The 26,491-nt window shown below is 58.5% G+C and carries 28 protein-coding genes; 10 read left to right on the top strand and 18 right to left on the bottom strand.

Going from position 1 to position 26,491, the window contains the following annotated elements; genetic code table 11:
* Positions 1-26: 26 nt before the first annotated feature.
* From EV561_RS15615 to EV561_RS15605, 3 genes are read right to left on the bottom strand one after another with little or no spacing between them, the layout of a single operon-like run.
* Entirely contained in the window at positions 27-1,253 is a 1,227-nt protein-coding gene (locus EV561_RS15615) for an FAD-dependent oxidoreductase (protein WP_132522999.1), read from the bottom strand.
* A gap of 10 nt (positions 1,254-1,263) precedes the next feature.
* Positions 1,264-1,578 carry a MocE family 2Fe-2S type ferredoxin gene (locus tag EV561_RS15610; protein WP_132522997.1) on the bottom strand — a complete coding sequence of 105 codons (315 nt, stop codon included), beginning with the start codon at positions 1,576-1,578 and terminating at the stop codon, positions 1,264-1,266.
* Between the two features lie 33 nt (positions 1,579-1,611).
* On the bottom strand, positions 1,612-2,700 hold the full coding sequence (locus tag EV561_RS15605) for a fatty acid desaturase family protein (protein ID WP_132522995.1): 1,089 nt from the start codon (positions 2,698-2,700) through the stop codon (positions 1,612-1,614).
* 150 nt (positions 2,701-2,850) lie between these two features.
* On the opposite strand from EV561_RS15605, the gene EV561_RS15600 reads away from it, so the two are divergent.
* Positions 2,851-3,879, top strand: a complete 1,029-nt coding sequence (locus EV561_RS15600; protein ID WP_132522993.1) for a LacI family DNA-binding transcriptional regulator — start codon at positions 2,851-2,853, stop codon at positions 3,877-3,879.
* Positions 3,880-4,053: 174 nt separating this feature from the next.
* Positions 4,054-4,866: a TIM barrel protein gene (locus tag EV561_RS15595; protein ID WP_132522991.1), complete on the top strand. Its 813-nt coding sequence runs from the start codon at positions 4,054-4,056 to the stop codon at positions 4,864-4,866.
* A 343-nt stretch (positions 4,867-5,209) separates the two neighbouring features.
* Here EV561_RS15595 and cobM read toward each other — a convergent pair whose 3' ends face one another.
* Positions 5,210-5,968 carry a precorrin-4 C(11)-methyltransferase gene (gene cobM, locus EV561_RS15590; RefSeq protein WP_132522989.1) on the bottom strand — a complete coding sequence of 253 codons (759 nt, stop codon included), beginning with the start codon at positions 5,966-5,968 and terminating at the stop codon, positions 5,210-5,212.
* Between the two features lie 19 nt (positions 5,969-5,987).
* Entirely contained in the window at positions 5,988-7,214 is a 1,227-nt protein-coding gene (gene cbiE, locus EV561_RS15585; RefSeq protein ID WP_245512681.1) for a precorrin-6y C5,15-methyltransferase (decarboxylating) subunit CbiE, read from the bottom strand.
* Here cbiE and EV561_RS15580 point away from each other — a divergent pair.
* Positions 7,213-7,983: a cobalt-precorrin-6A reductase gene (locus tag EV561_RS15580; protein WP_132522985.1), complete on the top strand. Its 771-nt coding sequence runs from the start codon at positions 7,213-7,215 to the stop codon at positions 7,981-7,983. The genes cbiE and EV561_RS15580 overlap by 2 nt on opposite strands.
* Here the strand turns inward: EV561_RS15580 and EV561_RS15575 are convergent.
* From EV561_RS15575 to cobF, 5 genes are all read right to left on the bottom strand, one after another.
* Positions 7,947-8,711, bottom strand: a complete 765-nt coding sequence (locus tag EV561_RS15575) for a precorrin-3B C(17)-methyltransferase (protein WP_132522983.1) — start codon at positions 8,709-8,711, stop codon at positions 7,947-7,949. The two genes, EV561_RS15580 and EV561_RS15575, sit on opposite strands and share 37 nt — an antisense overlap.
* Positions 8,708-9,445, bottom strand: a complete 738-nt coding sequence (locus EV561_RS15570) for a precorrin-2 C(20)-methyltransferase (RefSeq protein ID WP_132522981.1) — start codon at positions 9,443-9,445, stop codon at positions 8,708-8,710. Before EV561_RS15570 ends, EV561_RS15575 begins: the two co-directional genes overlap by 4 nt.
* Entirely contained in the window at positions 9,442-10,074 is a 633-nt protein-coding gene (locus tag EV561_RS15565; RefSeq protein ID WP_132522979.1) for a precorrin-8X methylmutase, read from the bottom strand. The genes EV561_RS15570 and EV561_RS15565 overlap by 4 nt, the downstream gene beginning before the upstream one ends.
* 2 nt (positions 10,075-10,076) lie before the next feature.
* Positions 10,077-11,492 (bottom strand): precorrin-3B synthase, encoded by a 1,416-nt coding sequence (gene cobG / locus EV561_RS15560; protein WP_245512680.1) that lies wholly within the window; start codon positions 11,490-11,492, stop codon positions 10,077-10,079.
* Positions 11,493-11,561: 69 nt separating this feature from the next.
* Positions 11,562-12,332: a precorrin-6A synthase (deacetylating) gene (gene cobF, locus EV561_RS15555; RefSeq protein ID WP_132522977.1), complete on the bottom strand. Its 771-nt coding sequence runs from the start codon at positions 12,330-12,332 to the stop codon at positions 11,562-11,564.
* A 203-nt stretch (positions 12,333-12,535) separates the two neighbouring features.
* On the opposite strand from cobF, the gene repA reads away from it, so the two are divergent.
* The 5 genes from repA (at position 12,536) to EV561_RS15530 (ending at position 19,264) form a co-directional block, all read left to right on the top strand.
* Complete coding sequence (gene repA / locus EV561_RS15550) at positions 12,536-13,735, top strand: plasmid partitioning protein RepA (protein ID WP_132522975.1); 1,200 nt, start codon at positions 12,536-12,538, stop codon at positions 13,733-13,735.
* A complete protein-coding gene (gene repB, locus EV561_RS15545) occupies positions 13,732-14,727 on the top strand; it encodes a plasmid partitioning protein RepB (protein ID WP_132522973.1) in 996 nt (331 codons plus the stop codon). The genes repA and repB overlap by 4 nt, the downstream gene beginning before the upstream one ends.
* Positions 14,728-14,879: 152 nt before the next feature.
* On the top strand, positions 14,880-16,250 hold the full coding sequence (gene repC, locus EV561_RS15540) for a plasmid replication protein RepC (protein WP_132523331.1): 1,371 nt from the start codon (positions 14,880-14,882) through the stop codon (positions 16,248-16,250).
* A gap of 312 nt (positions 16,251-16,562) precedes the next feature.
* Positions 16,563-17,324: a phosphatase PAP2 family protein gene (locus tag EV561_RS15535; RefSeq protein WP_132522971.1), complete on the top strand. Its 762-nt coding sequence runs from the start codon at positions 16,563-16,565 to the stop codon at positions 17,322-17,324.
* Between the two features lie 281 nt (positions 17,325-17,605).
* Positions 17,606-19,264 carry a phosphoethanolamine--lipid A transferase gene (locus EV561_RS15530; protein ID WP_188079961.1) on the top strand — a complete coding sequence of 553 codons (1,659 nt, stop codon included), beginning with the start codon at positions 17,606-17,608 and terminating at the stop codon, positions 19,262-19,264.
* A 93-nt stretch (positions 19,265-19,357) separates the two neighbouring features.
* Here the strand turns inward: EV561_RS15530 and EV561_RS37870 are convergent, their stop codons facing one another.
* Positions 19,358-19,552 carry a DUF6074 family protein gene (locus tag EV561_RS37870; protein ID WP_245512690.1) on the bottom strand — a complete coding sequence of 65 codons (195 nt, stop codon included), beginning with the start codon at positions 19,550-19,552 and terminating at the stop codon, positions 19,358-19,360.
* Here EV561_RS37870 and EV561_RS38535 point away from each other — a divergent pair.
* Positions 19,538-20,020: a DUF2934 domain-containing protein gene (locus EV561_RS38535; protein ID WP_348633736.1), complete on the top strand. Its 483-nt coding sequence runs from the start codon at positions 19,538-19,540 to the stop codon at positions 20,018-20,020. The genes EV561_RS37870 and EV561_RS38535 overlap by 15 nt on opposite strands.
* Before the next feature lie 98 nt (positions 20,021-20,118).
* On the opposite strand, the gene EV561_RS38410 is transcribed toward EV561_RS38535, so the two are convergent.
* The 4 genes from EV561_RS38410 to araD all read right to left on the bottom strand — a co-directional run bounded on the left by EV561_RS38410 (position 20,119) and on the right by araD (position 23,362).
* On the bottom strand, positions 20,119-20,436 hold the full coding sequence (locus EV561_RS38410) for an NAD(P)-dependent oxidoreductase (RefSeq protein ID WP_281025563.1): 318 nt from the start codon (positions 20,434-20,436) through the stop codon (positions 20,119-20,121).
* A 140-nt stretch (positions 20,437-20,576) separates the two neighbouring features.
* Complete coding sequence (locus EV561_RS38405) at positions 20,577-20,714, bottom strand: NAD(P)-dependent oxidoreductase (protein ID WP_207910544.1); 138 nt, start codon at positions 20,712-20,714, stop codon at positions 20,577-20,579.
* A gap of 168 nt (positions 20,715-20,882) precedes the next feature.
* A complete protein-coding gene (locus EV561_RS15510) occupies positions 20,883-21,608 on the bottom strand; it encodes a ribonuclease activity regulator RraA (RefSeq protein ID WP_132522967.1) in 726 nt (241 codons plus the stop codon).
* A gap of 17 nt (positions 21,609-21,625) precedes the next feature.
* The gene (araD, locus tag EV561_RS15505) at positions 21,626-23,362 is read right to left on the bottom strand and encodes an L-arabinonate dehydratase (protein WP_165927822.1); all 1,737 of its coding nucleotides are present in this window, start codon (positions 23,360-23,362) and stop codon (positions 21,626-21,628) included.
* 154 nt (positions 23,363-23,516) lie between these two features.
* Here araD and EV561_RS15500 point away from each other — a divergent pair, with 154 nt between their 5' ends.
* A complete protein-coding gene (locus EV561_RS15500) occupies positions 23,517-24,209 on the top strand; it encodes a GntR family transcriptional regulator (RefSeq protein ID WP_132522965.1) in 693 nt (230 codons plus the stop codon).
* Positions 24,210-24,218: 9 nt separating this feature from the next.
* Here EV561_RS15500 and EV561_RS15495 read toward each other — a convergent pair whose 3' ends face one another.
* From EV561_RS15495 to EV561_RS15490, 3 genes are read right to left on the bottom strand one after another with little or no spacing between them, the layout of a single operon-like run.
* Positions 24,219-25,052: an SMP-30/gluconolactonase/LRE family protein gene (locus EV561_RS15495; protein ID WP_132522963.1), complete on the bottom strand. Its 834-nt coding sequence runs from the start codon at positions 25,050-25,052 to the stop codon at positions 24,219-24,221.
* Positions 25,049-25,465 carry a hypothetical protein gene (locus EV561_RS37580; RefSeq protein ID WP_207910543.1) on the bottom strand — a complete coding sequence of 139 codons (417 nt, stop codon included), beginning with the start codon at positions 25,463-25,465 and terminating at the stop codon, positions 25,049-25,051. Before EV561_RS37580 ends, EV561_RS15495 begins: the two co-directional genes overlap by 4 nt.
* 3 nt (positions 25,466-25,468) lie before the next feature.
* Positions 25,469-26,464: an MFS transporter gene (locus EV561_RS15490; protein ID WP_207910542.1), complete on the bottom strand. Its 996-nt coding sequence runs from the start codon at positions 26,462-26,464 to the stop codon at positions 25,469-25,471.
* Positions 26,465-26,491: the final 27 nt, after the last annotated feature.

Below are 26,491 nucleotides of genomic sequence, written 5' to 3'. Positions count from 1 at the left end.
AGTCCCTCTGGAATGATCGGATAGAATTAAGCGGCAAGAAGCGATTTCAGCTTCACCGTGCTCGCCATCAGCGCATCGGGCGATGGGCATGCGCGCTTTGCAATCAGCATTTCCGCCAGGCGAATATCGCGTGCGACGACATTGCCCTGACCGATGCCGCTTGCCGCGACGAGGCGGCCGGTCTCATCCAGATGGAAGAGAAGGAAGGCACCATCGCCGAGGTCTCGGCGCAATGTGGTCACCGCAGTATCGGCAAGGCCGGCGATCTGGAGCGTCAGATCATACTGGTCCGACCAGAACCAAGGGACGGCCGAGATGGTTTGGTTTTCTCCCAGCATGTTGGCCGCGGCCAACACGCCCTGCTCCTGCGCATTGCGCCAGGATTCCAGCCGCACACGCCGTCCCCCATAAAGCGCCAACGGGAAAGAGCAGCAATCGCCGGCAGCGTAGATATCGGCGGACGATGTTTCCAGAAGCTCATTGACGGCAATGCCGTTTTCTATCCTCAAGCCTGCCGTCTCCGCGAGATCCGCATTGGGAATGGCGCCGATACCGACAAGAACAAGATCCGCCGTGATGATCTCGCCGGACTTTAGAAGGACGCGGGCCCTATCCGGCTCTTCCTGAAGCGATGCAATTGCTTGACCGCAACGCAGATCTACACCTCCGTCCGCATGACGTTGTGAAATGACCTCGGCGATTGCCTCAGGCACCCCACGCATCAACACCCGCGGCAGACCTTCGATGACAGTGACATCTGCACCAAGCTTCCGCGCAGTCGCGGCGAACTCCAGCCCGATGAAACCACCACCGATGACCGCCATATGCTGCCCCGGACGCAACATCTCGGACAAAGCACAAGCATCCGCATGCGTTCGCAGCAAGCGAATGCGCTTGCCAGCGCCTTCCATGCCCGGAAAAGGCCGAGCCCTGGCGCCCGTTGCCAGGAGTAGTTTGTCGTAAACCAGATTCCGACCATCGGAGAGCGCGATCGTCTTGCCCATCGCGTCAAGGGTCCTCGCGGTCACGCCGGTCAGCAGGTCAATTCCGGCTTCGTCATATCGTTCCAGCGTTGCGACAGATTTTGGCTCTAGCGCGAGGGCAAGTCCGTCCTTGGACAAAGGCGGTCGCTCATAGGGCGCCACCGGTTCGGTGCCGAGCAACGTGATCTCTCCGTCGAAGCCTTTTTCTCTAAGAGCGAAGGCTGCGCGTGCGCCACATTCTCCGGCCCCGACAATGACGAAATGAGACATCGCACGCTCCCTAGAGAGAAATGAAAACGGAACCGGCTTCGACCTTCACGGGATAGGTTTTGAGATTGACGCAGACCGGCGCGCCCTTGGCCTCGCCGGTCCGATAGTTGAAACGCCCGTTATGCTTGGGACATTCGATGATCTCGTCCATCACAAGCCCATCGGCGAGGTGAACCTGCTCGTGGGTACAGAGGCCATCGGTCGCGAAATAATCGTCCTCCGGGCTGCGATAGATCGCAAAGGTGCGTCCATCGTGATCGAAGCGAATGACATCCTCCTCGTCGATCTCGTCTGCCGCGCAGACTTGAATCCAGTTTCCGCTCATCTTGTCCTCCCAATTTTATTGTCTGGCTGCTGTCTATTGCGCTGCTGGCGCCAGTTCCTGGTGGAACTCCTCGCGGTAAGGCCGGGCCGTGGGCGGCAATTCGCGCTTGAGGAAATAATCCTCATCGCGAAGCTGGCGCAGAAAAGCAGGGATCATTTCGCGATAGCCGGACCATATCGACCGGTTAGGAGCGGGCAGATCGTGCTTGATCATCGCATGCAGCCTCGGCAGCGCGTGGTACGGCACCATCGGGAACATGTGATGCTCGACGTGATAGTTCATGTTCCAATAGATGAAGCGGCTGACCGGATTCATATAAACGGTGCGGCTGTTCAAGCGATGGTCGATGACGTTGTCGGCCAGTCCCCCGTGCTGCAGGAGGCCTGTAAGAACATGGTGCCACGCCCCGTAAAGGCGCGGCAGGCCAATCAGAATCAGCGGGAGCAGAGACCCCATCATGAGAGCGGTCGCGATGGTCACGAGATAGATCGCGAACCAGATGCGCGCGAACCGGACGACCTTTGGCTGTTCCTGTTCAGGAATGAAGCTTCGCTCGGCAGCGCTGACATTGCCAAAGGCGTTGCGCACCACGTCCATCATCGCATAGCCGGCATCGAGAATGCCGAAGAAATTGAGGACTAGGCGGAAAAGATCCGGTGGCCGCATGACGGCGATTTCAGGATCGCGACCGACGATGACCGTATCCGTGTGGTGGCGCGCATGGGTCCAGCGCCAGGTAACGGGATTGCGCATGATCATGAAGCAGGCGATCTGATAGACCGCATCGTTCATCCACCGCGTCTTGAAAGCGGTGCCGTGACCGCATTCATGCCAGCGGCTGTCGGAGGCGGAGCCATAGAACACGCCGTAGGCCAGGAAGAAGGGGATGCATATCCACGAGCCCCAGAAATATATCCCAAGGCCCGCAAGCACGACCATGCTGCCAAGCCAGATTGCCGTATCGCGAATGGCAGCTTCATCGGACCGCTGCATCAGCGCCTTCATGTCCTTGCGCGCGACGTCGGTGTGGTACCACTCCGCTGCCGCAAGCCCGGATTCGACTGCGGCCCGACCGCTCGCTCCCAACAGGCTATAGTCGCGCTTGTTCCCTTCCACTGTCATCAATCTCCTCCACCGATACGACGGCTCCGCCTCTGCCATGTCGTGAAGGATAGGTTGACTTTCCCCTCGCCTCAATGCAGCAATGATATAATCTATCAAAACACATCAGAACTTGGTTTCATTTCTGATAGAAACTCTCAGGATTCGACCATGCGGCGACCGACCATTTCCGATCTTGCAAAGGCATCCGGCGTTAGCGTCGCGACGATCGACAGGGTACTCAACGGTCGCCACCGGGTCCGTGAGGAAACAGCCCGCCGTGTCTACGATGCCGCGCAATCGATCGGCTATCATGCGGTGGGTCTGCTTAGGCAGCGCGTATTCGAAGACCTGCCGCAATATCGACTAGGCTTCGTCCTGCAGAAGCCCGCACAAGCCTTTTACCAATCTTTTGCGCGAGAGATAGAAATCGCCGCGCAGGCAGTAAGCAATGCCCGTATTCAGCCGCATGTGGAATTCGTCGCAGCCTCGACGCCAACGGCGATCGTGGAGAAATTGAAAGTCGTTGCCGCAAGAAATCAGGCCGTCGCCTTAGTCGGGCCTGACTATCCGGCAGTCACAGCCGCAGTCGAAGAACTGAAAGACAAGGGAATTCCTGTCTTTTCATTGCTCTCCGACCTCGCGACCGGTGTGCGCGAGGCTTATGTCGGCGTGAACAATCGTAAGGTGGGGCGCACGGCGGCGTGGCTGATCAGCAAATCGGCGCGGCGTCCGGGCAAGGTCGCCTGCTTCGTCGGCAGCCACCGCTTTCATGGCCACGAACTCAGGGAGATCGGCTTCCGATCCTATTTTCGCGAGAATGCGCCGGAATTCGAGGTTCTGGAAACCTTGATCAATCTCGACACCGCCGAAATAACCCATGAGGCAACACTCAATCTGCTGCAGAAGCACCCGGATCTGGTCGGCTTCTACGTTTGCGGCGGCGGAATGGAAGGCGCGATTTCCGCCATCCGAGAAGAGAACCTTGCCGGCAAGCTGATCATCGTCGTCAACGAACTCACCCCGGAATCCAAATCTGCATTGGCGGATGATGTCGTCACGATGGTGATCGGGACCCCACTCCCGGCGCTTTGCAAGGAACTGATGAGCCTCATGGTCGGCAGCGTCGAGCGGGGCGAAGCCGTCGTACCAGGCCAATCCTTCCTTCCCTTCGATATCTTCGTATCCGAAAACATCTAACTCGGCGGATGATGGATTTCTTTCATCGCGCCTCGATTTCTATCAACGATGATAGCGAACGACCAATGCGGGCCGTGGATCGGCGAGAGGATTCTCGATAGGCATTTTGAAAAGGCGGATGGGCTGACCTGCCTCCACCGCTACAGACAAGCCCCTGAGAGGAGACCCCCAGCCATGACGTCCGTTCGCTTCGCGCTCAATCATATGTCCGCCCCCTCGCTGCCGATCGAAACATTTTTCGCGACTGCAAAGTCGTTGGGTATCGATGCCGTCGAGATCCGTAACGATCTCGATGGCAATGCGATCCTTGATGGAACATCGGCGACTGAAATCCGGGCGGCAGCCGCCCGTCACGGCGTGACGATCATCTCGATCAACGCACTGCAGCGCTTTAACGAATGGAATGAAACCCGTGCCAAGGAGGCCGCGGACCTGATCAGCTATGCGCGCGATTGCGGCGCAAAAGCACTGGTCCTTGTACCGAAGAACGACGGCACGGGGCGCGAGGATGGCGTCCGGCAGGCGAACCTGCGCGACGCACTGAAGGCTTTGAAACCAATGTTGGATGCAGCCGGGATCATCGGCCTTGTCGAACCTCTTGGTTTCGAGATCTGTTCGCTGCGTTCAAAGACGGAAGCCGCCGACGCAATCGAACAGATGGGAGCGCAGTCGACATTCAGGCTGGTGCACGACACCTTTCATCATCATCTTGCTGGCGAAACCCCGATCTTTGCCGATTTGACCGGGCTGGTGCACATATCCGGCGTCAGCGATCCCGCAGTTTCCGTCTCCGACATGGGTGATCCCCATCGAGTATTGGTTGACGAGCGCGATCGACTAGACAATGTCGGACAGATCCGGGCGTTGCTGGAAGCAGGCTATGTCGGCCCGCTTTCCTTCGAGCCCTTTGCACCGGATGTGCATGCGTTGAAAGACCCTGCGAGCGCATTGAAAGCGAGCATGAACTACCTCACTGCGCGCCTCTAAATGCGTTGAGACCGCCGGGTTTGCGCAGCCCCTGGAGACAGGGCTGCGGGTCAGATTACGGCAGTGTTCAAGAGGGGAACTGGGCAGAAAATGCGCCGTCGACATGACGGAAAGGAACGGCGACATAGGTTCCAGATAGATAAAATTTTAATTGAAAATCAAAAACTTGCCGGGAGCGAATTTTCAGCCGTTTTCAAGCCTAAGACGCTACTGATTCTTTTTTCAAACTATCAGAATGTCGAAAAACAAGCCAGAGCGAGGAGCCTGAAGGCCAATTCTGAGTTTACCCACGCTTGGTTTATAAACCCGTAAACGCTTGGACAATGAGCGCACTCATCGACGCCTATTCCCGCCCCCTGAATCGCCGCTGATAGGCGGGGTCGTAGAGCGAGCTATCGCGAAAATCGCTTGCGGCCAGTGATCGCCCAACAAAGATGATTGCTGTTCGCTCGATCGGGTCCGCTTCGACCTTGGTCACGATATCGGCCAAAGTGCCTCGAACGATCCGCTCGTCAGCCCAGGATGCCTTTGCGACAATCGCAACAGGGCAATCAGCTCCGTAGAGCGGTGTCAGGTCCTTGACCACGTCGCCAAGGGCATGAATGGCGAGATGGATTGCAAGCGTGGCGCCCGTCGCCCCGAATTGCTCCAGCGTCTCCTTGTTCGGCATGGGCGATGCTCGGCCGGAGACCCGCGTCAGCACAAGGCTCTGGGCAACAGCCGGGATGGTCAGTTCACGACCAAGCGCTGCCGCCGCTGCCGCAAAAGCCGGCACGCCCGGCGTCAGGGTATAGTCGATGCCGTGTCGATCCAACCGCCTGATTTGCTCGGCGACCGCACTCCAGACGGAGAGATCGCCGGAATGCAGACGCGCAACATCCTCCCCTGCTGCGAAAGCTTTCAGATATTCCGCTTCGATCCCGTCCAGCGACATCGGCGCCGTGTCGACAATGCGCGCGCCGGGTGGGCAATATTGGAGCAATTCCGGCGATACGATCGAACCGGCAAACAAGCAGACCGGGCATTTCCCGATCAGGTCCCTGCCCCGCACCGTGATCAAATCAGCCGCTCCCGGCCCCGCGCCGATGAAATGCACTGTCATCTCTAAACCTCAATTTCGCTTACGGCTTGGTCCAAACCCATTGGGTCACCGGCATTGCCGGCCGCCAGCCTGTCATTGTTCCCACGGGTGCTGCCCGGGCGATATTGATCCGGACCAGCGATCCTCCCCGGCGACCATGTTCGCCAAGCAGGATCAATTCCATTTCGGTCGTCACTGCATTAGCGACCAGACGCCCGCCCCTTTTCAGCGCCGATATGGCAGTATCGACGACACCGGTCTCGCTGCCGCCTCCGCCGATGAAAATCGCATCCGGAGCCGGCAAACCGTTCAAGGCGTCGGGTGCCTTGCCTTCGACCAAAACCAATCCCGGAACACCGAACGCGACCTTGTTCCGCTCGATACGGGCAACGCGCTCGGCCGCCGCCTCGATGGCTATGGCTCGCATCGCTGGATCTGCCAGCATCCACTCGATGCCGATCGAGCCGGAACCGGCGCCGATATCCCACAGCAATTCACCTCGACGAGGTGCCAGCGCAGACAGCGTCATTGCCCTGATCTCGCGTTTGGTGATCTGACCGTCATGCTCGAACAGACCATCATCCAGTCCTGATGTCAGCGGCAGGACGCGCGCCCCATCTTCCGCCAGAACTTCGATGCCGCAGATATTCAAAGGATTGATGCCTGTCCCATCGAAGCTTTTAGCAACATGGTCGGAAATCCGCTCCTGCGGACCGCCCAATGCTTCCAGCAAGGTCAGATGCGATCGGCCAAATCCTGTCTCAGCCAGCAATTTTGCAAGCGCCGCTGGCCCGTTCTCATCGGATGTCAGCGCGAGTATCTTTCGACCTGGATAAAGATGAGGACGGATAAGATCGATCGGCCGTCCATGCAGTGAAACGATGGCCACATCCTGCAATGGCCAGGCGAGACGGGACGCCGCCAGGCTGAAGGATGAGGGCGACGGGATGACATTCATCTCGGCCGCCGGCACCCGTCTCGACAAGGTCGCGCCGATGCCGAAAAAGAATGGATCCCCCGAAGCAAGCACGACAACCGGCTTGCCTCTATTGGCAAGAATGATGTCGATGGACCGATCGATGGGGCTCAGCCACGTATGGACTTCACCGCGGATGAGGGATGCGGCAAGCTCGACGTGGCGTTTCCCGCCGAACACGAGCGGCGCTTCCGCAATCAATCGCTTGGCATGATCTCCAAGTCCGGCTGGACCATCTTCGCCGATGCCGATAACAGTAAGCCAACGTTGAGCGGATGACTGATCAGGCATGACCAAGCCTCGCATTTTGATCCTGGGCGGCACCACCGAAGCCCGCCGGCTGGCTGAAGCGCTGGTGGGACGGGAAGACCTCGATACCACTCTCTCCCTTGCCGGCCGCACGATGGATCCACTGACCCAGCCGGGGTCGGTCCGCGTCGGTGGCTTCGGAGGCAGCGACGGACTTGCCAGCTACTTGGAAACGGAGGCTATCGACCTGCTTGTCGATGCCACGCATCCCTTTGCCAACAGGATATCGGCCAACGCCGCCGTTGCCGCGAAGTCCGCGAATGTTGCGGCAATCGCGTTGCGGCGGCCGGCATGGCGCACAGTCGATGGCGATCGCTGGCATCTGGTCAGCGCGATGCCGGAAGCGGTTCTGGCCCTGGGTTCCTCTCCGCGCCGAGTGTTTTTGTCCATCGGGCGGCAGGAGGCCCATCATTTCAACAGCGCCCCGCAGCATAGCTATCTGATACGCAGCATCGATCCCGTCGATCCGCCGCTGCAAGTCCCCGACGCGGCTTACATCCTCTCCTCCGGTCCATTCACCCTTGAGAGAGAGCAGCATCTGCTGAAGGATCGTGACATCGATGTCATCGTCACGAAGAACAGCGGCGGAAGCGCCACCTATGCGAAGATCGAGGCGGCGCGTAGTCTCGGTATCGACGTCATCATGGTCGAGCGCGCACAAGTCGCCGACATGCTGACGTTCGAAACGGTCGAGACGGCGCTTGCCCATATCGCTCACTTCGTTTCTCCGGCAGTGAAGCGCGGCGTATAGACCAGGTCGGGTTTTCCGTCGCGGCTGATGATACGCGTCTCTGCCGAGCCGATGATAACGCATGTTGCCATATCGGCATCGGCAGCCTCTGCTGTCCCCAGCGGCGTCACAGCAATGCGTTCGTCCGGCCGGCCAGCGGCGCGGCCGAAGATCACCGGCGTCTGCGCAGGAAGGATCTCCCGGAGAATGTCGAAGGCTTTGCCAAGCTGCCAGGGCCGGGCCTTGCTGATTGGATTGTAAAGCGCGATCACCAGGCCGGCCTTCGCCGTCAATTGAAGCCTTCGTTCGATCACATCCCAAGGCTTCAGATTATCCGATAGCGAGATGGCGCAGAAATCATGGCCGAGTGGCGCACCGATTCTTGCGGCAACGGCCAGCATGGCGGTAATGCCTGGCAAGATGACGAGATCGATATCCCGCCACTCCGCAGGACCGTTGTCGATCGCCTCGCAAACCGCCGCGGCCATCGCAAAGACACCCGGATCGCCGCCCGATACCACACACACATTCACTTCAGAAGCCGCCCGATCCAGGGCGGCTCTTGCGCGATCGAGCTCCTCCCGATTATCGGAAATGCGGCGTTGCTGATCCGGCCTGAGTGACAGGCGATCGACATAAGGACCGTAGCCGAAAAATTCCGTGCTGTTCGAAACCGCGGCCAAGGCCTCCGGCGTCATTTGCTCGGGATTGCCGGGGCCGGTGCCGATAACATAGAGGCGGCCGCTCATGGTCTACCGTCCCAGCCAGGAACGAGGATGAGAGAGAAATAGGGCGCCTCGTCGTCACCTCTTTCGCGAAGGCGGATCATCGCCCCGTGCTGCATCGTTCCACGTTCAACGTAAATCGCTTGATCGAGACGACCCGACGCATCGAGTGCGCGACGTATCTTCGGAAGATTCCGCCCCACCTTCATGATGACGGCAGCCTGGGTATCGCCAAGACGACGCGTCAGTTCGACCTCCGCCATCGTTCCCGGCAATACCGACAGAACGTCATCTCCCTGCACGATCGGCATGCCCGCCAGAGACCAGCAACCGGACATCGCGGTTATGCCGGGAATGACGTCGGTCTGATAACGATGCGCCAGCCGCACATGCAGATGCATGTAGGAGCCATAGAAAAGAGGATCGCCTTCACTAAGGATCGCGACCGTTCGGCCGGCATCCAGATGCCGCGCGACGGCGTTGGCCGATTCATCGTAGAAGGCTGTTATCTGCGTCTTATAACCGTCCTGGTCTTTTTCAATTTCGGTAGTCACAGGATAGTAAAGCGGCAAGAGGACGATGCCGGGTCGAAGCAGATGCTCAACGACTGCACGGCCGTTGCCGCTACGCCCCTGCTTGGCGAAATAAGCAACAACATCCGCTGCCTCCAACGCCTTGACGGCCTTGACCGTCAAAAGATCCGGATCACCGGGGCCGGTGCCGACACCGATCAATCGGCCGTTATTGCTTACCCTCATAGTCCCGGCCTCGCCAGTGCATTGACGGTCGCAGCCGTAATGGCGCTTCCCCCAAGTCGCCCTCTGACAATCGCATAGGGCACGCCAAAGGAGTTTTCCGCCAGCGCATCTTTCGATTCCGCCGCACCTACGAAACCGACCGGCATGCCGATGATGGCCGCAGGCTTCGGCGCGCCATCCCGCAGCATTTCAAGAAGCCGGAAAAGGGCTGTCGGAGCATTGCCGATCGCGATGACGGAACCGGCCATTCGATCCAGCCAGAGATCCATGGCGGCTGCGGAACGGGTATTGCCGATGCTTTCGGCAAGCTCAGGCGTGCGCGGATCCCGCAATGTGCAAATGACTTCATTGGCAGCCGGAAGGCGGGCTCGAGTGATGCCGTGCGCCACCATCTCCGCATCACAGAATATAGGGGCACCCTCATTCAACGCGTCTCGGCCAGCAGCCGCGAAGTCCGGCGAAAAGGCAAAATGCGCTGCCGCTTCCACCAACCCGCAGGCATGGATCATCCGAACGGCAATATCGGCCTCATCCGGTGAAAAGCGCGAAAGATTGGCTTCCTCGCGAATGATCGCGAAGGAGCGCTCATAGATCGCGTTGCCTTCCCGGATATAATCGTATTCAGGCATTCCTACCCCTGTCTTAGTGCACTCGCGATATAGTCGCTGCCAAGCCGTGTAAGGCAGGCATCAACCGATTCGCCAGCACCTTTCTCGTTGAGCACCAGACGCGAAAGATCGTCGAGTGCCGATTTCAGATCGTTTTCGTGAATGTATGCGACGGGCGCGTCGGAGGCAGAACCATTTACGACAAGACCGTAGCCCATCGGCGCACCGACAAATGCCAGGCTGGCTCGAGCCGGGCGGGCACAGCCTTTCGAACAGCCGGACAGATGGATGCTGGTCGATCCATCCAAAAGTCCTGATGCCGTAAGGAGCCGGGCAGCGAAGGCCTTGGTATCATAGAATGCCGAGGCACAGCCCCTGGTCCCTGCGCAGGTATGAATATGATTTCTGGGGTCGTCGGTGGACATGGAAAAACCAAAGTTGGCCGCGGCCAACTTTGCCGAGGCCAACGCCTCCGGACGCATTCCCACAAGCATAAGGCAATGCTCGAGGGCCGGTCGCACCTCATACACGCCCCACTCTTCCGCCCTGTCCAAGAAGGCAATCAACTCGGCAGAGTGAATTTGCCCGTAGGGAAGCCGCAAACCGAAAACCAAATTGCCCGAACCAAGGTCGTGCAGACCGATCGGCGAGGCGACTGCCCTGCCGGGATCCGTCATCTCGATCATCTCAATATCAGGGAACGAAGGCCGCAACCGATCGATGGAAAGATCACGTCCACGCGCGCGAGGACCGATTTCCGCTAGTAACCGAAGAATTTCCACCGTCGCGGAAATCGCCCTTTCGTTCGGGAGGATCGCAAGCCTGCGGTCCATCCGACTGGCGCCGCCGACAGCAACAATCCATTCGGGGTCTCCACCTTCCCTTCTCGTCGCCGTCAAGCGAATATCCGCCGGCAGCGAGCCAAGACCGATCCGGTCGCGTCCATCAATGACAATGGAAAGCTTTGGTGCGAGAGCTGGCAACGGCATGCCGGCGATTGCCCTTTTGAGGTTCTCCGCCATCACACCCGCACTGCTTAGTTCTGTCGGATCGAGCCCAGATAGAGATGGGATCTCAATTACAATTCCTGAATCTGGGACAATGCCGGCAGCGGCGATATCCGCCTCAAGCGCCGATAGGGTCTCTTCACGCAGCCCGCGAATTTGAAGGCTGCCCCGGGACGTGATCTCGAGCAACCCGTTGCCGTGACATGCCGCGGCTTCGGCCAGCTGCCGGATCTGTTGGATACTCAGCGCAGGGTCTGATGGACGGAACCGCACGAGCAATCCGTCACCTGTATGCATCGGTGCCGCCAAAGAAGGACAGGCGCCGCGCACAGAGGAGGGGGATTGGACGGACGACGGGATAAGCCGAGCGGGATCACGCTGATCTGCATTGTGCTCGGCTTCTTCGGTCATTGGTCCGGCGTTGACGACCATGTGAACATCCTTCCTCGGAACGTCCTTACATGATCCTGTCGCGCAGGCAAATATTTTGAGGGAAAGCGCCTAGTCCTCGAAGTCGCGGCCTTTGCGCAGGAGGTAGATATCCATGATCCACCCATGCCGCTCGCGAGCCTCTCGGCGCATCTCGCGAATGCGATCGGCAATATCGACAACTTTCCCCGACAGGATGATCTCGTCTTCCGTGCCGAGATAGGCGCCCCAATAGATATAGGCATCCGGATCATCGATCTTGCTGAAGGCCTCTTCGCCATCGAGCATAACCACTGCCGTTTCGACAAGACCTGGAAAGCTCTCGGAGAGACGCCGCCCTGTAGTAATCTGAACCGGCTTGCCGACGAGATTGAGCGGAATTCGATGGCTGGCCGTCAACGCCTGAATGCTGGTGATGCCGGGAATGACCTCATAATCAAAGGCGACATTGCCGCGCCCTCTCACTCGCTCAAGAATGCGAATTGTGCTGTCGTAGAGGCCAGGATCGCCCCACACCAGAAACGCGCCAGACTGGTTTTCACTCAAACTATTTTTTAGAAATTCCTCATAAAGCAAAGATATATCGGCATGCCACTCGTCAACGCTGCCGCTATATCCCCGCCCGACGGTCTGTCGTTCAGGCAGATCGTATTCAACGATCTCCGTCTGCTCGCCTGTTATGAAGCGAGCACAGATCTCTCTGCGCACCTGTGCCAGCCCATTTTTGGCCTCGCCTTTCCTGGGGATAAACACGACATCGGCCTTGTTCAGCGCGGCGATTGCCTGCACGGTCATGTGGTCTGGATTACCCGTACCAATACCGATGACGTAAAGCTGTTTCATTTTTTCAGATCCTCATTTCCGAGCTCTGTTTGCAGAAACCATTTGCGCATTTCAAGAGGCTTGCTGTCCCGCAGCAGAGCTCGGTGAGTGCGTAATTTCGCGTCTTAATAGCTAATATTGCTGCCAATCCCGAATCGTGTCATTTTCGATACGCTTTTTGACAGTACGCTGACAAAAAAGCGCATCAAAAAGGATCGAGTGTTTTGGACAGCTTAAGCGTATCCACGACGGACGTGCGAATTGAACGACACGCAAATCAGTTGTCTCGGCAGCTGAAGCTTTTGCGTGACAAGCTTTTCCCGCCCTTATCTCAGAAGACGCTTCGGACGTTCACGTCCGGAGAAGCCGCGCAGATGATTGGTGTCTCCGACGGCTATCTGAGGCAGCTCTCTCTGGATGGCAAAGGCCCCTCTCCGGACGTTTCTGCCACCGGTCGCCGGTCCTACACTCTGGCGCAGATCAATGAACTTCGCCAGCATATGGCAAAGTTGAAGCCCAAGGATGCGCTTGCCTATCTGCCCTGGCGGCGGCCGGGGGAAAAGCTGCAGACCATCGCCGTCACCAATTTCAAGGGCGGTTCTGCAAAGACGACGACAACTCTTTACCTGGCTCAGTATCTTGCTCTGAACGGTTATCGTGTGCTCGCCGTGGATCTCGATCCGCAGGCGTCGCTGTCGTCGATGCTCGGACTGCAGCCGGAGTTCGATCTTGCGGAAGGCGACACCCTTTATGGCGCCATCCGGTATGACGAGAACCGTAAGCCGCTGCGCGAGATCATCCGCAAGACCTACATTGATGGATTGGATCTTGTGGCAGGCAATCTCGAGCTCATGGAGTTCGAGCATGAGACGCCAAGAGCCCTGAGTGATCGCCGGCATTCGAGCGGCGAGATGTTTTTCAACCGTGTTGGAGTGGCCATCAACGAAGTCGAGTCAGACTATGACGTCGTCGTCATCGACTGCCCTCCTCAGCTTGGATATCTGACGCTCGGTGCAGTTTGCGCGGCGACATCGCTTCTGATCACCATTCATCCCCAGATGGTGGACGTGGCCTCGATGTCGCAGTTCCTCTTGATGACCGCTGATCTGCTCTCGGTGGTTCGCAATGCAGGCGGCGATCTCCGGCACGACTTCATTAAATATGTCGTGACTAGGCATGAGCCGTTCGATGCGCCGCAGTCGCAGATCGTTGCCCTGCTGCGCAGTCTGTTCGGCGAGGATGTGTTGACGGCAACAATCCTCAAATCGACTGCAATCGCTGACGCCGGCCTGACCAAGCAGACGCTTTACGAAATCGAAAGAGGCCAGGTACGGCGCTCGACCTATGACCGGGCGCTCGAGTCAGTCAATGCAGCGAATGGTGAGGTCCTCGCGGGGCTTCACAAAGCGTGGGGTAGAACATGAGCAGACGTGATCGGCTGAAAGGTCTCTTCGATGACACCGCACAGGAGTTGGCCGCGGCCAACTACGAAGACGCGGCTGTACGCGGACCCGCAGGGCCGGTGCGTTCCATGGCCCTGACGCTGGGACGAATGGAGGAAGAGACGAGGGCAATGCAGGAAGCATTGCTCTCCGGCGAGCGTGTCGTCGAACTGGATCCCGATCTTGTCGACATCTCGTTCATCCGCGATCGCCTGGTCGATGCGCCGCTTGATATGGAAGACGAGCTTGTTCAATCCATTTCGGAGAACGGGCAAGAGGTGCCGATCCTTGTTCGCAATCATCCGACGGTGGAGGGCAGGTACCAGATCGCCTACGGCCACCGGCGCCTGCAAGCAGTCAAGCTGTTGGGTCGCAAAGTCCAGGCCATTATCCGGAAGCTGGACGACACAGACGTTGTCATTGCGCAGGGCATCGAGAATTCGGCGCGAAGGAACCTCTCCTACGTTGAGCGTGCAGTCTTTGCAGAGAACCTAGAAAATAGTGGCTTTGAGCGCGCGGTCATCATGAAGGCGCTCTCGACTGACAAGACGGAACTTTCCAAGCTCATCTCAGTCGCGAAAGCTGTGCCCGCCGAAATCATCAAGGCCGTCGGTATTGCGCCCGGTATCGGGAGACGCAAATGGCTGGCGCTTGCCCAGGTCATCACCGGCAATACCCTGGCAAAGCTGCAGAAGCTCATGGTGACCGAGAGTTTCCAGAAGCTCGATTCCGATCAGCGCTTCGAGATGGTTTTCGCGGAACTCACGCGGAAACTTCGCACGACTGATATCACTGAATATGAGTGGAAGCCTAAAACCGGAGATCAGATCCGCGCGACCATCAAGGCCTCGGCCAACACATTCACACTCGCCTTGAAGACGGCCGCTGCGCCTGACTTCGGCGACTTCATTTCCAGCCGCTTGGATGAGCTTTACCAAGCATACCGGACCGACAAACTGAAAGCAGGAGACTAGGCCGCAAAAGAAAAAAGCCCCCAAACGTTGCCGTAAGGAAGCCTTTCTCATATCTGGACAATCTGAGAATTACACTTCCTCGAATCACTGTCAAGCGTCTTGGCACCGATTTCGGTGAGCGGATTTCTTTTGCCTTGGAAAAGGTAAAAATGATGCAATCTGTCGCTGTGACGACGCCCTTTGGGCGGCGGTCAATGACGCTTGCCATGCTGTCAACTCAGCTTGAGGCAACCGAAATTGATTCGCGAAAGACTATCGATAAGTGGAAACTGTTCCGGACCATCTATGAGGCCAGAGGCCCGCTGGGCGTCTCCGATCGTACTCTTGCGGTCCTCAATGCGCTCCTAAGCTTTTATCCGAAGACCGAACTTGGTGAGGATAACAGCCTCGTGGTTTTCCCCTCCAATGCCCAGCTCTCGATGAGAACACACGGCATGGCAGGCACCACCTTGCGTCGGCATCTGGCAGCCCTTGTCGAGGCTGGTCTGATCATTCGCAAAGACAGCCCAAACGGCAAACGCTATGCCCGGAAGGGCCGGGCTGGAGATGCACGCGAGGCTTTCGGTTTCAACCTGGCGCCGCTGCTCGCCCGTAGCGAGGAGATCGAGCGTCTGGCAGCAGAATGCATCGCCGAACGCCAGCAGCTCAGATGGCTGAAGGAGCAACTTTCCCTTTGCCGTCGCGACATCGCAAAACTTATCGAAGCCGCCGAAGAAGCCGAGGTCCCCGGCGACTGGGCTGACGTACAAGCGCAGTTCGACTCCATTTCGCTATGCCTGCCTCGCTCTGCCTCACAGCAGGAAATCGAGCGAGTTCTCTCCGAACTCGACAATCTGCGTCAAACAATCGTTAACTACCTTAAAACATTCGCAAAAACAGAAAAGATGGTCGCCATTGAGCACCAGAATGGCGGGCATATACAGAATTCAGATATTAATTCTAAAACTGAATCTGAAGCCATCGCCGATCGCGACGCCGAGAAAACCAGCATCTCATCGTTAGTAACACCCAATCAGCATGACGCTCCGCTGAACGTCGTGCTGAAGGCGTGCCCGGAGATCGCATTCTACGGCCCAGCCGGCACGATATCGACCTGGAACGATCTCTTGAGAGCCTCGTCTATCGTCCAGAAGATGTTTGCTATCGGCGAAGGCGCCTACCATCGAGCCTGCGAAGTGATAGGCCCGAAAGGTACAGCCGTTATCATCGCATGCATGCTTGAGAGAGCTGATCAGATTAATTCGCCCGGAGGCTATCTGTGCGACCTCACTCGAAAAGCCGAGCGGCGGGAATTTTCCCTGGGACCGATGCTCAACGCGCTCATGCGGGCCAAAGCCGAGAAAGATCGCGCACCTTGTATCCCTGACGGCAATCTGGCGCCAAATGCCGACGCGCCGTCAGTCGGTGCTAAAGACCTGCGCGCGCATACCGGCAGGATTGCACGATCCGAACAACAACCCTCAATCTGGTCGACGATTGCACATCGAGGGACATCCAGCCCCCTTTCGAACCATAGGCGGTGAAAACGTGGACAATTCTCCTCCTCCACAGGAACACATCAAGCCCGAAGCAATGTGCATCCACGATCGTCACCCGACCTGAAGACGCCTGCGACAGAGGAGCGTTCAGGATCGACCCGTAATATTCAGCACCTCCCGCACGAGGCTTCCCTTGGATTACGTTTCGCATGATCGAACTAACGACGGTGCTGGAAAAACAGCGTTTTCATTTCTGTTTTTCAGGCTGCCGTCAGCCAGCAAATCTAAAGCACTCAGTGCTGGATCCCCACTTTTCCGGCGATCGGTTTGTGTCCAGTTGCAGCAGGCTTTGAACAAATGCATGAATACGCTTCCGCATCGAAGAGATCGCTGCCATACAGCCAACCTCTCTTTTCTTTTGTCGCGCTGTTCGTGATTTGGTGGGCGCTGCTGCTCATTTTCAACAGGGCTCCGGCGATCGATATCGCGGTTGCTCGCTACTTCTTCAGCAACGGCCTCTGTCACAGGGCAAAAGAGATCGGCGATACCTGTGGCGTTTTCGCCTACGACAGAAACCTGCTGTTCGTTTCCCTGCGCTCGATCACGCTCATCCTGCCATATGTGGCGGTCGCGGTTCTAATCGCTATCCCGCTGGTATCGTGGCGGCGCTTAGGATCGCGCTGGCGGACACGGGAGGCTGAACAGAGTATCGTCGCTTTGACATCCCTTGCACTTGGATGTGGACTGATCGTCAATCTGTTCCTCAAGGAATTTTCAGGCAGGCCACGTCCCCGCGACACCGACCTCTTCGGTGGCGCTCTCGATTTTGTTCAGGCTGGATCGTTTGCCGGCAAATGTCTGCAGAACTGCTCCTTTGTTTCCGGAGAGGCCTCATCCGGCGGATGGCTCCTTTGCCTGGTATTCTTGCTGCCGCCGCGCTGGCGTCTGCCGCTGGGAATCCCGCTTGCAATCATATCCGTTGCGATGCCTGCGATGCGCGTCATGACAGGCGCACATTATCTGTCTGATGCGGTTCTCGGTTGGCTCTTATCGCTCGTGATATTCGCAGGAGTGCTGGCCGCCTTCGACGCTTTTAGCCCAGCACTGCGGCGGAAGTAGAGCGGATCTTTCAAGCCTTCGACCAACAAGAGATGCGCCCAAGCCCTTTCCGAACGCATATTTATAATCCGACAAATCTGACGGACGCCTAAAGATCGCCCGAATTTGTCAGTGAATGACCGATGGCGGACGCGGACGTCGCGTTTCAGAAATTCACAATTCAGGTTACTGTCAGGAAAGGGCACTAGCGATGTGCGTTTAACTGACCGACGGAATATTCGATCCCGCGGCCTGCGGTGTTGCGCTCTGCTCTGACCAGGCAGGGCTTGGAGAAAATCGCATTGAGCAATCAAACCAATCACCCGCGCGCGCGATACGCACGGCCTGCAATCGGCAGTGTTACACTCTGCCTTATAGTCACACTTTATATACTTCTTGTGACAAACCAGACCTTCTGGGTCAGGGCCTATGGTTATTTCGTCACCGAACAGGCTGCTTTTGGCGCCTTCGTGGTCGGGATTGCTGCAACGACCATGGCACTTCTGACAATGTTTTCGGCGAAGTATCTCACAAAGCCGGTACTGATCTTCTTCATATTCGTTGCATCCATCTCTTCCTGGTTCAACGACCAGTTCGGCGTGGTCATCGATAAGGAAATGATCCGCAATGCGGCGGTGTCAACAGGAGCTGAAGCCGGCCACCTGATTACGACGCGCTTCGCCATCCACGTTCTGCTGACGGGCGCGATCCCCGCTCTGCTGATTGTTTGGGTACGGATCAAGCATCGAACCGTTTGGAAAAAGCTCGCCTACAACACGGCGGTCATTTGTTCATGTGTGGCGGTTTTCCTGGTGGCGGGCAGCAGCTACTACAAGACCTTTGCAGGCATCGGTCGCGCCCATCGCGACCTGATGGATACCCTCAATCCGATTATGCCTGTCGCCAGCGCGGTTCGCTATACGATCGACTCGCAACGTGACTCTGACATCGCTGCCCAGCCTCTGGGCACTGATGCGCACAAGGTGGGGCGAGCCGGCAACGCCAAGCCCCGTGTGACGATCATCGTTGCCGGCGAGACCGCTCGTGCGCAGGATTTCTCGCTCGGCGGCTACGACAAGATGACCAATCCGGAGCTCGCAAAACAGAATGTCGTTTACTTTCCCCAGACAACCAGCTGCGGCACAGCAACAGCAACCTCAATCCCATGCCTGTTTTCCGTCTATACGCGAGCGCAATATACGCATCTGAAAGGTCTGCAAACCGAAAATCTGCTGGATGTGCTGACCCACGGAAAGGTCGATGTCACCTGGCTCGACAATGATACCGGCAGCTATCACGTGACGGATCGCGTATCCTACACTTACCTGCCTACCTCGGCCGATCCTCGCTTCTGCAAGGATGGCGAATGCCTTGATGGCATCTTGTTGGACAAGGTCGACAGTTGGCTTGACCATGTCAAAGGTGACAGCGTCCTTGTGCTGCATCAGCTCGGCAGTCATGGCCCGGCCTACTATCAGCGCTATCCCGAAGAATTCAGGCACTTTACACCGGATTGCCGCGCTAATGATTTCGGCAGCTGCTCGCCGGAAGAGATCACCAACGCCTATGACAACACGATCCTCTACACCGATCACGTCGTTTCAACCGTCATCGACAAGTTGAAGCAGCGCTCCGCGTCTATCTCTGGAGCCGTCGTCTATTTCTCTGATCACGGGGAGTCACTCGGCGAAAACGGGATTTATCTCCACGGGACGCCGTATCTGATCGCCCCGACACAGCAAACGCATGTGCCGTTCCTCGTCTGGGTGGCTGACGATCTTGCCAAATCAGCCGGATTCGACATGGCCTGTGTCGCGAAGGGTGCAGGCGAGGGCCATTCGCACGATAACATCTTCCACAGCGTTCTCGGTCTTATGGACATCGCAACCAAGGTCTACGATTCCGATTTGGATGTCTTTGCGAAATGTCGCCGGCCGCCGAATACATTGGCGCTGCGTTGAACGAGCGGGGCAGCCGAAAGCTAAGTCTTTCGGCCGCCCAATTGGGAGCAATCACAAGAGCGCCGGCCTGCGCCAAGACTGCCGTAGCGATACCTAGCCTGCTTGTGGCGCAAGGTGCAGAGCGGCAAGCGAACGGCTTTGAAGCTCCTCCTGTACGGCAGCGTTAAATTCGAAGATCTGGCTGGAAATTTCGGCGTCGTCGGCTCCAGCCGCTTTGAGAAGGCCGGCGAGCGAGCGCATCTCGGCCTTCCAAAATGCGTTGGCCGCCTCGCCATGAATAGCGTCCAACGCGTCAGCGCAGCGGATGACTTCCTGCCTGCGCCGGTGAAGTGGAAAAAATGTCAACAAAATCAGCGGTCTCCGAATGCGAATCAGCCGCCATTCTTCTCGACGAAAGTTAACAAGCTATCCTTGACCCTATCATTGGCGCCCTACCTTTCACCGAAGCAACACAGGGGAGAAGGCAAAATGTCATCCGACAGGGAAGAGCGCATCAAACAGAGAGCCTATCAGATATGGGAGCAGGAAGGCCGCCCACATGGAGCGGATCTTCGCCACTGGCTCAAAGCGTTCGAAGAAGTCGCTGCCGAGCACGCATCCGAGCATAAGGCAAAGGATGCAGGAGCTGCCTCAGGCCGCGCGCGCAAGACACGAGCGAAGGAAGAGCCGGCAAAGCCTGCAAAGAAAAGCGCCGCTGCGACCGCAACTGCCAAACCGACAAAGCCCGCTTCTTCCAAACAGAAATCGCTGCACTGAAGTCGGATTTGATCCAAGTCGACGGCAGCGCGTATTGGCGTCCGAAGGACCGCCAGACGCTGTGAGCATCTTGACGATGCCCTCGGTTGGCCTCAGCCCTATCGCGATCGACCGTCGGTCACGATGCAGGCCGGTGGCGGGGATTGACCGTTCAGTATTGCAACCACCGACTGCGCAGCGATCATGTTGGCGCGGGCGGGCCCCTCGCGGGAGGAGGCCGCAGCATGTGGTGTTGCGATGACGTTGGGCAAAGCGATAAGTTCGCTCGAAATCTCTTTGAAGGTCGGGTCGCTTTCACTGATGAATACGTCCAGTCCCGCTCCGGCGATCGTTCCGCTCTTTAACGCGTTCACAAGATCGGCGTCCTCGACGAGACCGCCACGGGCCGCGTTAGTGAGGATGGCGGTTGATTTCATGCGCGCGAGCCTCTCCCTATCGATGAGAAACCGTGTTTGCGACCTGAGGGGGCATGCAGGGTCACATAGTCGCTTTGCCGGAGGAGCGTATCGACAACGACATAGGTGGTGTTGTTATTCCTGCCGCACACTTCGTCTGGCTACGGCTGGTGAACGAGGATCCGGGCTTCGAAACCACTCAGACGCTTGACCAGGCTCTTTCCAATCCGCCCCAGGCCAATAATGCCTACCGTTTTTCCGGAAACCGTGCAGCGGCCGCTGACGCCTCGTGCCCCCATCTACCCACGCGCCATCTATCGCGCATCGGAACCCCTGTCACGAATAGCAGAGGGTTTTCTGAAGGCATTGCAGCACGAGATCGAAATCTCGCAGCACTAGGGTTGCGCGCGGTTCTACAGGAGCAGATAGCCCGCGCCGCGCGGGCTATCTGACTTGGCAAGCCTTCCTCACCGACCGTTTCCCATCCGCCACTCGGCGAATTTAGCACGCGGCGCGTCGCTCGTGGCCGGATAAAGCCCGATGATCGTTGCGCCAGCGAGAACCTGTTCGGTGACGAAGTCTTCGTAAGCCGTCATCTCGACGGTCTCGGCCGCGATCTCGTCGGCAAGATGTGCCGGGATAACGATGACGCCTTCATTGTCGCCGACGATCACGTCACCGGGAAAGACAGCAACATCGCCGCAGCCGATCGGCACGTTCATTTCTATCGCCTGATGAAGCGTCAGGTTCGTCGGAGCGGAAGGCCGGTTGTGATAGGAACGGATTTCGAGATTGGCGATTTCGGGACTGTCGCGGAAACCGCCGTCCGTGACGACACCGGCGACACCGCGCACCTGCAGCCGCGAGATGAGGATCGAGCCGGCCGAGGCAGCCCGCGCATCCTTGCGGCTGTCCATCACGAGCACGAAGCCCGCTGGGCATTTCTCGACGGCGGCGCGCTGCGGATGCTCGGGATTGCGGAAGACGTCGAGGGTATTCAAGTCTTCGCGCGCCGGAATATAGCGCAGCGTGAAGGCCTGCCCGACCATATTCTGCGCCTTGGCAGACAGCGGCCGGACATCCTGGATGAACTGGTTGCGCAATCCGCGCTTGAAGAGGGCGGTTGCGATCGTCGGCGTTGCTACCCCCATCAGTTTTTCGCGGGTTTCACGTGTCAGCACAAATTCGCTCATGATCCTGTCCTTTGCCGTCAATAGATATCGGGTTCGGCAGCCGTAGCGCCGAACGTCGTTTCCAGAAAATCGAAATCGCAGCCGGTATCGGCCTGCCCGACATGGCGACCGAACATCCAGCCATAGCCGCGTCCCGTCTTCTCAGCCGGCTTTGTCCAGGCCGTGCGCCGGCGCGCGAGCTCATCTTCATCGACCAGCATGTCGATGCGGCGGGCATCGAGATCGAGGCGGATGATATCGCCATTCCGAAGCAATGCCAGCGGGCCGCCGACATGGGATTCGGGAGAGACATGCAGGATGCAGGCACCGTAACTCGTCCCGCTCATCCGCGCGTCCGAAAGGCGCAGCATGTCGCGATAACCCTTCTTCAGCAGGGCTTTCGGCATTGGCAGCATGCCCCATTCCGGCATTCCCGGTCCGCCCTGCGGGCCGGCGCCGCGCAGCACCATGACATGGTCCGGCGTGATATCAAGGTTCTCGTCATCGACGGCAGCCTTCATGTCGGGATAGCTGTCGAAGACTAGCGCAGGTCCCTGATGCTTGTGAAAGCGCGGATCGCAGGCCGCAGGCTTGATGACGGCACCCGTCGGCGCAAGATTGCCCTTGAGCACCGCCAACGAACCCTCGTGATAGACCGGATTGTCCAGCGACCGGATGACATCGTCGTTATAGCACTTCGCCCCTTGCAGCGTTTCCCCGAGCGTGACGCCGGAAACGGTAAGGGCGGAGAGATCGAGCCTGGAAGAAAGCTTCGCCATCAAGGCGCGCAAGCCGCCCGCATAGTAGAAGTCCTCCATCAGATAGGTCTTTCCGGTCGGGCGGATGTTGGCAAGCACCGGCGTCGTGCGCCCGGCGTGGTCGAGGTCGTCGAGCGTCAGCTCGATGCCGGCGCGGCGTGCCATGGCGATCAGGTGAACGACGGCATTGGTGGAACAGCCCGTCGCCATGGCGACTGCGACCGCGTTATTGACGGCGGCAGCCGTCACCACCTTCGAGGGAACGAGATCCTCCCAGACCATCTCGACGGCGCGGCGGCCGACGGCAGAGGACATGCGGATATGGTTCGAATCGGCAGCAGGGATGGAACTCGCGCCCGGCAGCGTCAGGCCGAGCGCTTCGGCGATTGCCGTCATCGTGCTTGCCGTGCCCATGGTCATGCAATGGCCATAGGAGCGGGCGATGCCGGCCTCGACTTCGACCCATTCGGTGGCAGAAATCGTGCCGGCGCGGCGCTCGTCCCAGAATTTCCAGGCGTCTGAGCCCGAGCCCAGATATTCGCCGCGATAATTGCCGCGCAGCATCGGACCGGCCGGCAGATAAATCATCGGCAATCCCATGCTGATCGCGCCCATCACGAGACCAGGCGTGGTCTTGTCGCAGCCGCCCATCAGCACGGCGCCATCGACCGGATGCGAGCGCAACAGCTCTTCCGCCTCCATGGCGAGCATGTTGCGGTAGAGCATGGTCGTCGGTTTGACGTAGCTTTCCGAAAGCGACAACGCCGGCAGCTCCAGCGGGAAGCCGCCTGCCTGGAGGATGCCGCGCTTCACATCCTCGACGCGATGCTTGAAATGCGCATGGCAGGGATTGGCGTCCGACCAGGTGTTCAGAATGGCGATAACCGGCTTGCCGGTCCATTCTTCCGGCGCGTAGCCCATCTGCATGGTGCGCGAGCGGTGGCCGGAGCTTCTGAGGTCGTCGGGCGCAAACCATCTGGCGCTGCGCAATTGCGCCGGTATCTTCCTGGCATTCATTCTGTTCAGGCCCTGTATTCGAACGATGAGAAACGAAAACACGCCTTGATTTCCATCCGGCGGGTTTTGATGATCAACTAAAGCACTAATGCATCAGTGCATCAAGCCATAAATTATGTTTAATGATGCCAACGTTTTTGAAGGATGGCTGCGCGTGAAAGTAAACCGGAAGGAATTCGCCCTGGACCGCACGCGGCAAGTCGCGCCGCAAATTCTGGAAATCCTGCGTTCCCGCATCCTTTCGATGGATATGCCGCCGTCTACGATCCTCTCGCGCATTTCGCTGCAAAGCGAATTCAATGTCAGCCAGACGCCGGTGCGCGATGCGCTGATTCGCCTCGAAGAGGAGGGGCTTGTCGAGGTTTATCCTCAATATGCCACCGTGGTTGCCAAGATCGATATCGGTCACTCCGTCCAGGCGCATTTCCTGCGCCTTTCGATCGAGTTGGAAGCGATTCGTCGGCTGACGTCGGAAAGTCCCGAGGAGACGGCAGCCGCCCTCCAGCGCGTGCTCCTGCGGCAGGAGCAGGAACTCGCTCCGGAAAGATATGACGTCTTCGATTTATTGGACAAGGATTTTCACCGCACCCTGTTCGAGCGTGTCGGCATTCTCGGCCTCTGGACCACGGTGCGCCGACAAAGCGTGCATCTCGACAGGCTGCGGCGGCTGAACCTGCCGATGCCGGGCAAGATGGAGGCGGTGCTTGCCGATCATCGCGCCATCATCGATGCCGTGCGCTCCGGAGATCCCGAAAAGGCGGTTGGCGCCATGCGCAAGCACCTGTCCGGCACGCTCTCGATCATCGATCTTATCTGCGAGCAATACCCCGATTATGTCAGCCGCTGACCGTACCGGTCAGGGCAGGGTGCCACGCAGCAGATGCCCGGAAGGATGGGTTTCATCGTCGCCGGCCATCCGGCGCGTGGTGACGAAGACCGAGCGCGGGTTCTTCCGGTTCATGACGATCTTGGTCGGGTGGCTGACCGGAACGGAAATCGGCTCCAGCGCCTCGCCTGATGGCGCAAAGCGCAGAAGCTGTGCGCCGCCGACGCCGGCGATCCAGTAGACGCCGTCCTCGTCGATGAATGCTCCGTCCGGCCGCCCCTCCAGCGCATGCGTCGTCGCAAAGACCCGTCGATTGGAGGGCGTGCCGGTCGACACGTCATAGTCGCAGACCCAGATGGTCTGAACGGTGGGATGGGAATCGGAAAAATACATCCGGTTTCGCTTCTGATCGAAGGCGATCCCGTTCGGCGTCCAGAAATGATCGAAGATCCGGCGATGGCCAAAATCCGGCTCGATGCAGAAGATTGCGCCGGCAGGCTCCGTGATCTCACGATGTATCGTGCCGGCCCAGAACCGGCCGGCGGGGTCGAGAGCGCCATCGTTGAACCGCACATCGTTTCGGCTTTCCGGCGAACAGACCAGTTCGAATTGCCCGGAGACGGGATCGAACAGGAAAATGCCGGTGGCGAGACCCGCCACCAGCATCCCGTCCGCCCGCAATGTGATGCAGCCGACCGCCTCCGGCGCATCCCAGACCTCCGTCTGGCCCGTTGCGGCATCGGTTCGCAGGAGGCGGCATCCGTCGGTATCGACCCACCAGATGCAATTGCCGCTCTCCGACCAGATCGGGCTCTCGCCGAGATGCGCCCAGCGGTCGGAGAAAACGTCGAATGCGATCGTCATTTCGTACCCAAGTTGGTCGTACCCATGCCGTTCGTACCCATGCCGTTCGTACCCAGGCCGGCCTCGCCGCGAATGACAGCACCGCCGGATAACTCGCCGATGAGATCCTTCCACCTGCCCAGGCGCGGAGCGGTTTCCGGCAACGCCGCCGTGCAGGCGATGGTGATGATGCAGCCAAGGCCGATATAGGCTGCGAGGGCCCAGGGCGCACCATTGGCGATTTCCAGGAGCCAGCCAGCCGCAAGCGTGCCGACCGAGCCGATCAAGGCGCCGATCTGCTGGATGAAGGAAACGCCGCTCGCCCGGATCTGGGTCGGGAAGAACTCCGAATAATAGGCGGCCTGCGGCCCATACATGGCGCTATGGCCAAGGGCGAGCGCGGCTGCAAGGCCAACCCAGATGTAGCTGTCCATACGTTAATAGATCAGCGCGAAAGCCGGAAAGGCAGACAGCAACACCATGGCCGCGCCGAATATATAGACCGGCTTGCGTCCGATGCGATCGGAGAGCGCGCCGAAGAGCGGCATGCTGACCAGTTCGAGCACGATCGCGACGAGAGAAGCCGAGGTCATGACTGGACGAGACACACCGCGGCTGGTCGCATAGGCTGTCACCAGCACTGCAAAGCTGGTGAAGGCAACGCTTTCCGCGAACTTGCTTCCGCAGCCGAGGATGAGGAAACGCGGATATTTGCACAGGATTTCCAGCAGCGGATGCGCGTCGTCGGCGCGGCGCTTGCGCATCTCGAGAAAGAGCGGTGATTCCGTCAGCGACAGGCGGATATAGAGGCCTACGCCGACGAGCACGACGCTGAGCAGGAAGGGAATACGCCAGCCCCAGCTGAGAAAGGCCTGTGGCGAAAGAAGGCTGGTCAAGACGGCGAAGATCCCGAGCGGCAGGATGAAGCCAGCGGGCGCGCCCATCTGCACCCAGGAGCCGAAGAAGCCACGCTTCTTCGGTGGCGCATGCTCGCACATGATGAGAATGGCGTTGCCCTGCTCACCGCCGATGCCGAAACCGTGCAGCATGCGGATGAAGAGCAGGATGAGCGGCGCGGCGATGCCGATATTGTCATAGGTCGGCATGAGGCCGATGATGAAGGTGGCGATACCGACAATCAGAAGCGTCGTGACCAACGCGCTCTTGCGGCCGTAGCGGTCTCCGAGATAGCCGAACAGTAAGCCGCCGATCGGACGAACGAAGAATCCCGCGGCATAGGTTGCCAGCGCGACAAGCGATCCGACCAGCGGATCGAAGCTCGGAAAGAAGAGCTTGTTGAAGACCAGCGCCGAAGCGGTGGCATAGATAAAGAAATCGTACCATTCGACTGTGGTGCCGATGCACGAGGCAATCGCAACCCTGCGCATCATATTGGCGGACGGCTCGGCGGCCGCAGTTCCTTTATTTTCCATAGAATCCTCCCAACATCGGCGTGTCCA

Source organism: Rhizobium sp. BK376, assembly GCF_004341625.1.
Lineage (GTDB): Bacteria > Pseudomonadota > Alphaproteobacteria > Rhizobiales > Rhizobiaceae > Rhizobium.
This window is presented reverse-complemented; position numbering and strand designations above follow the sequence as displayed.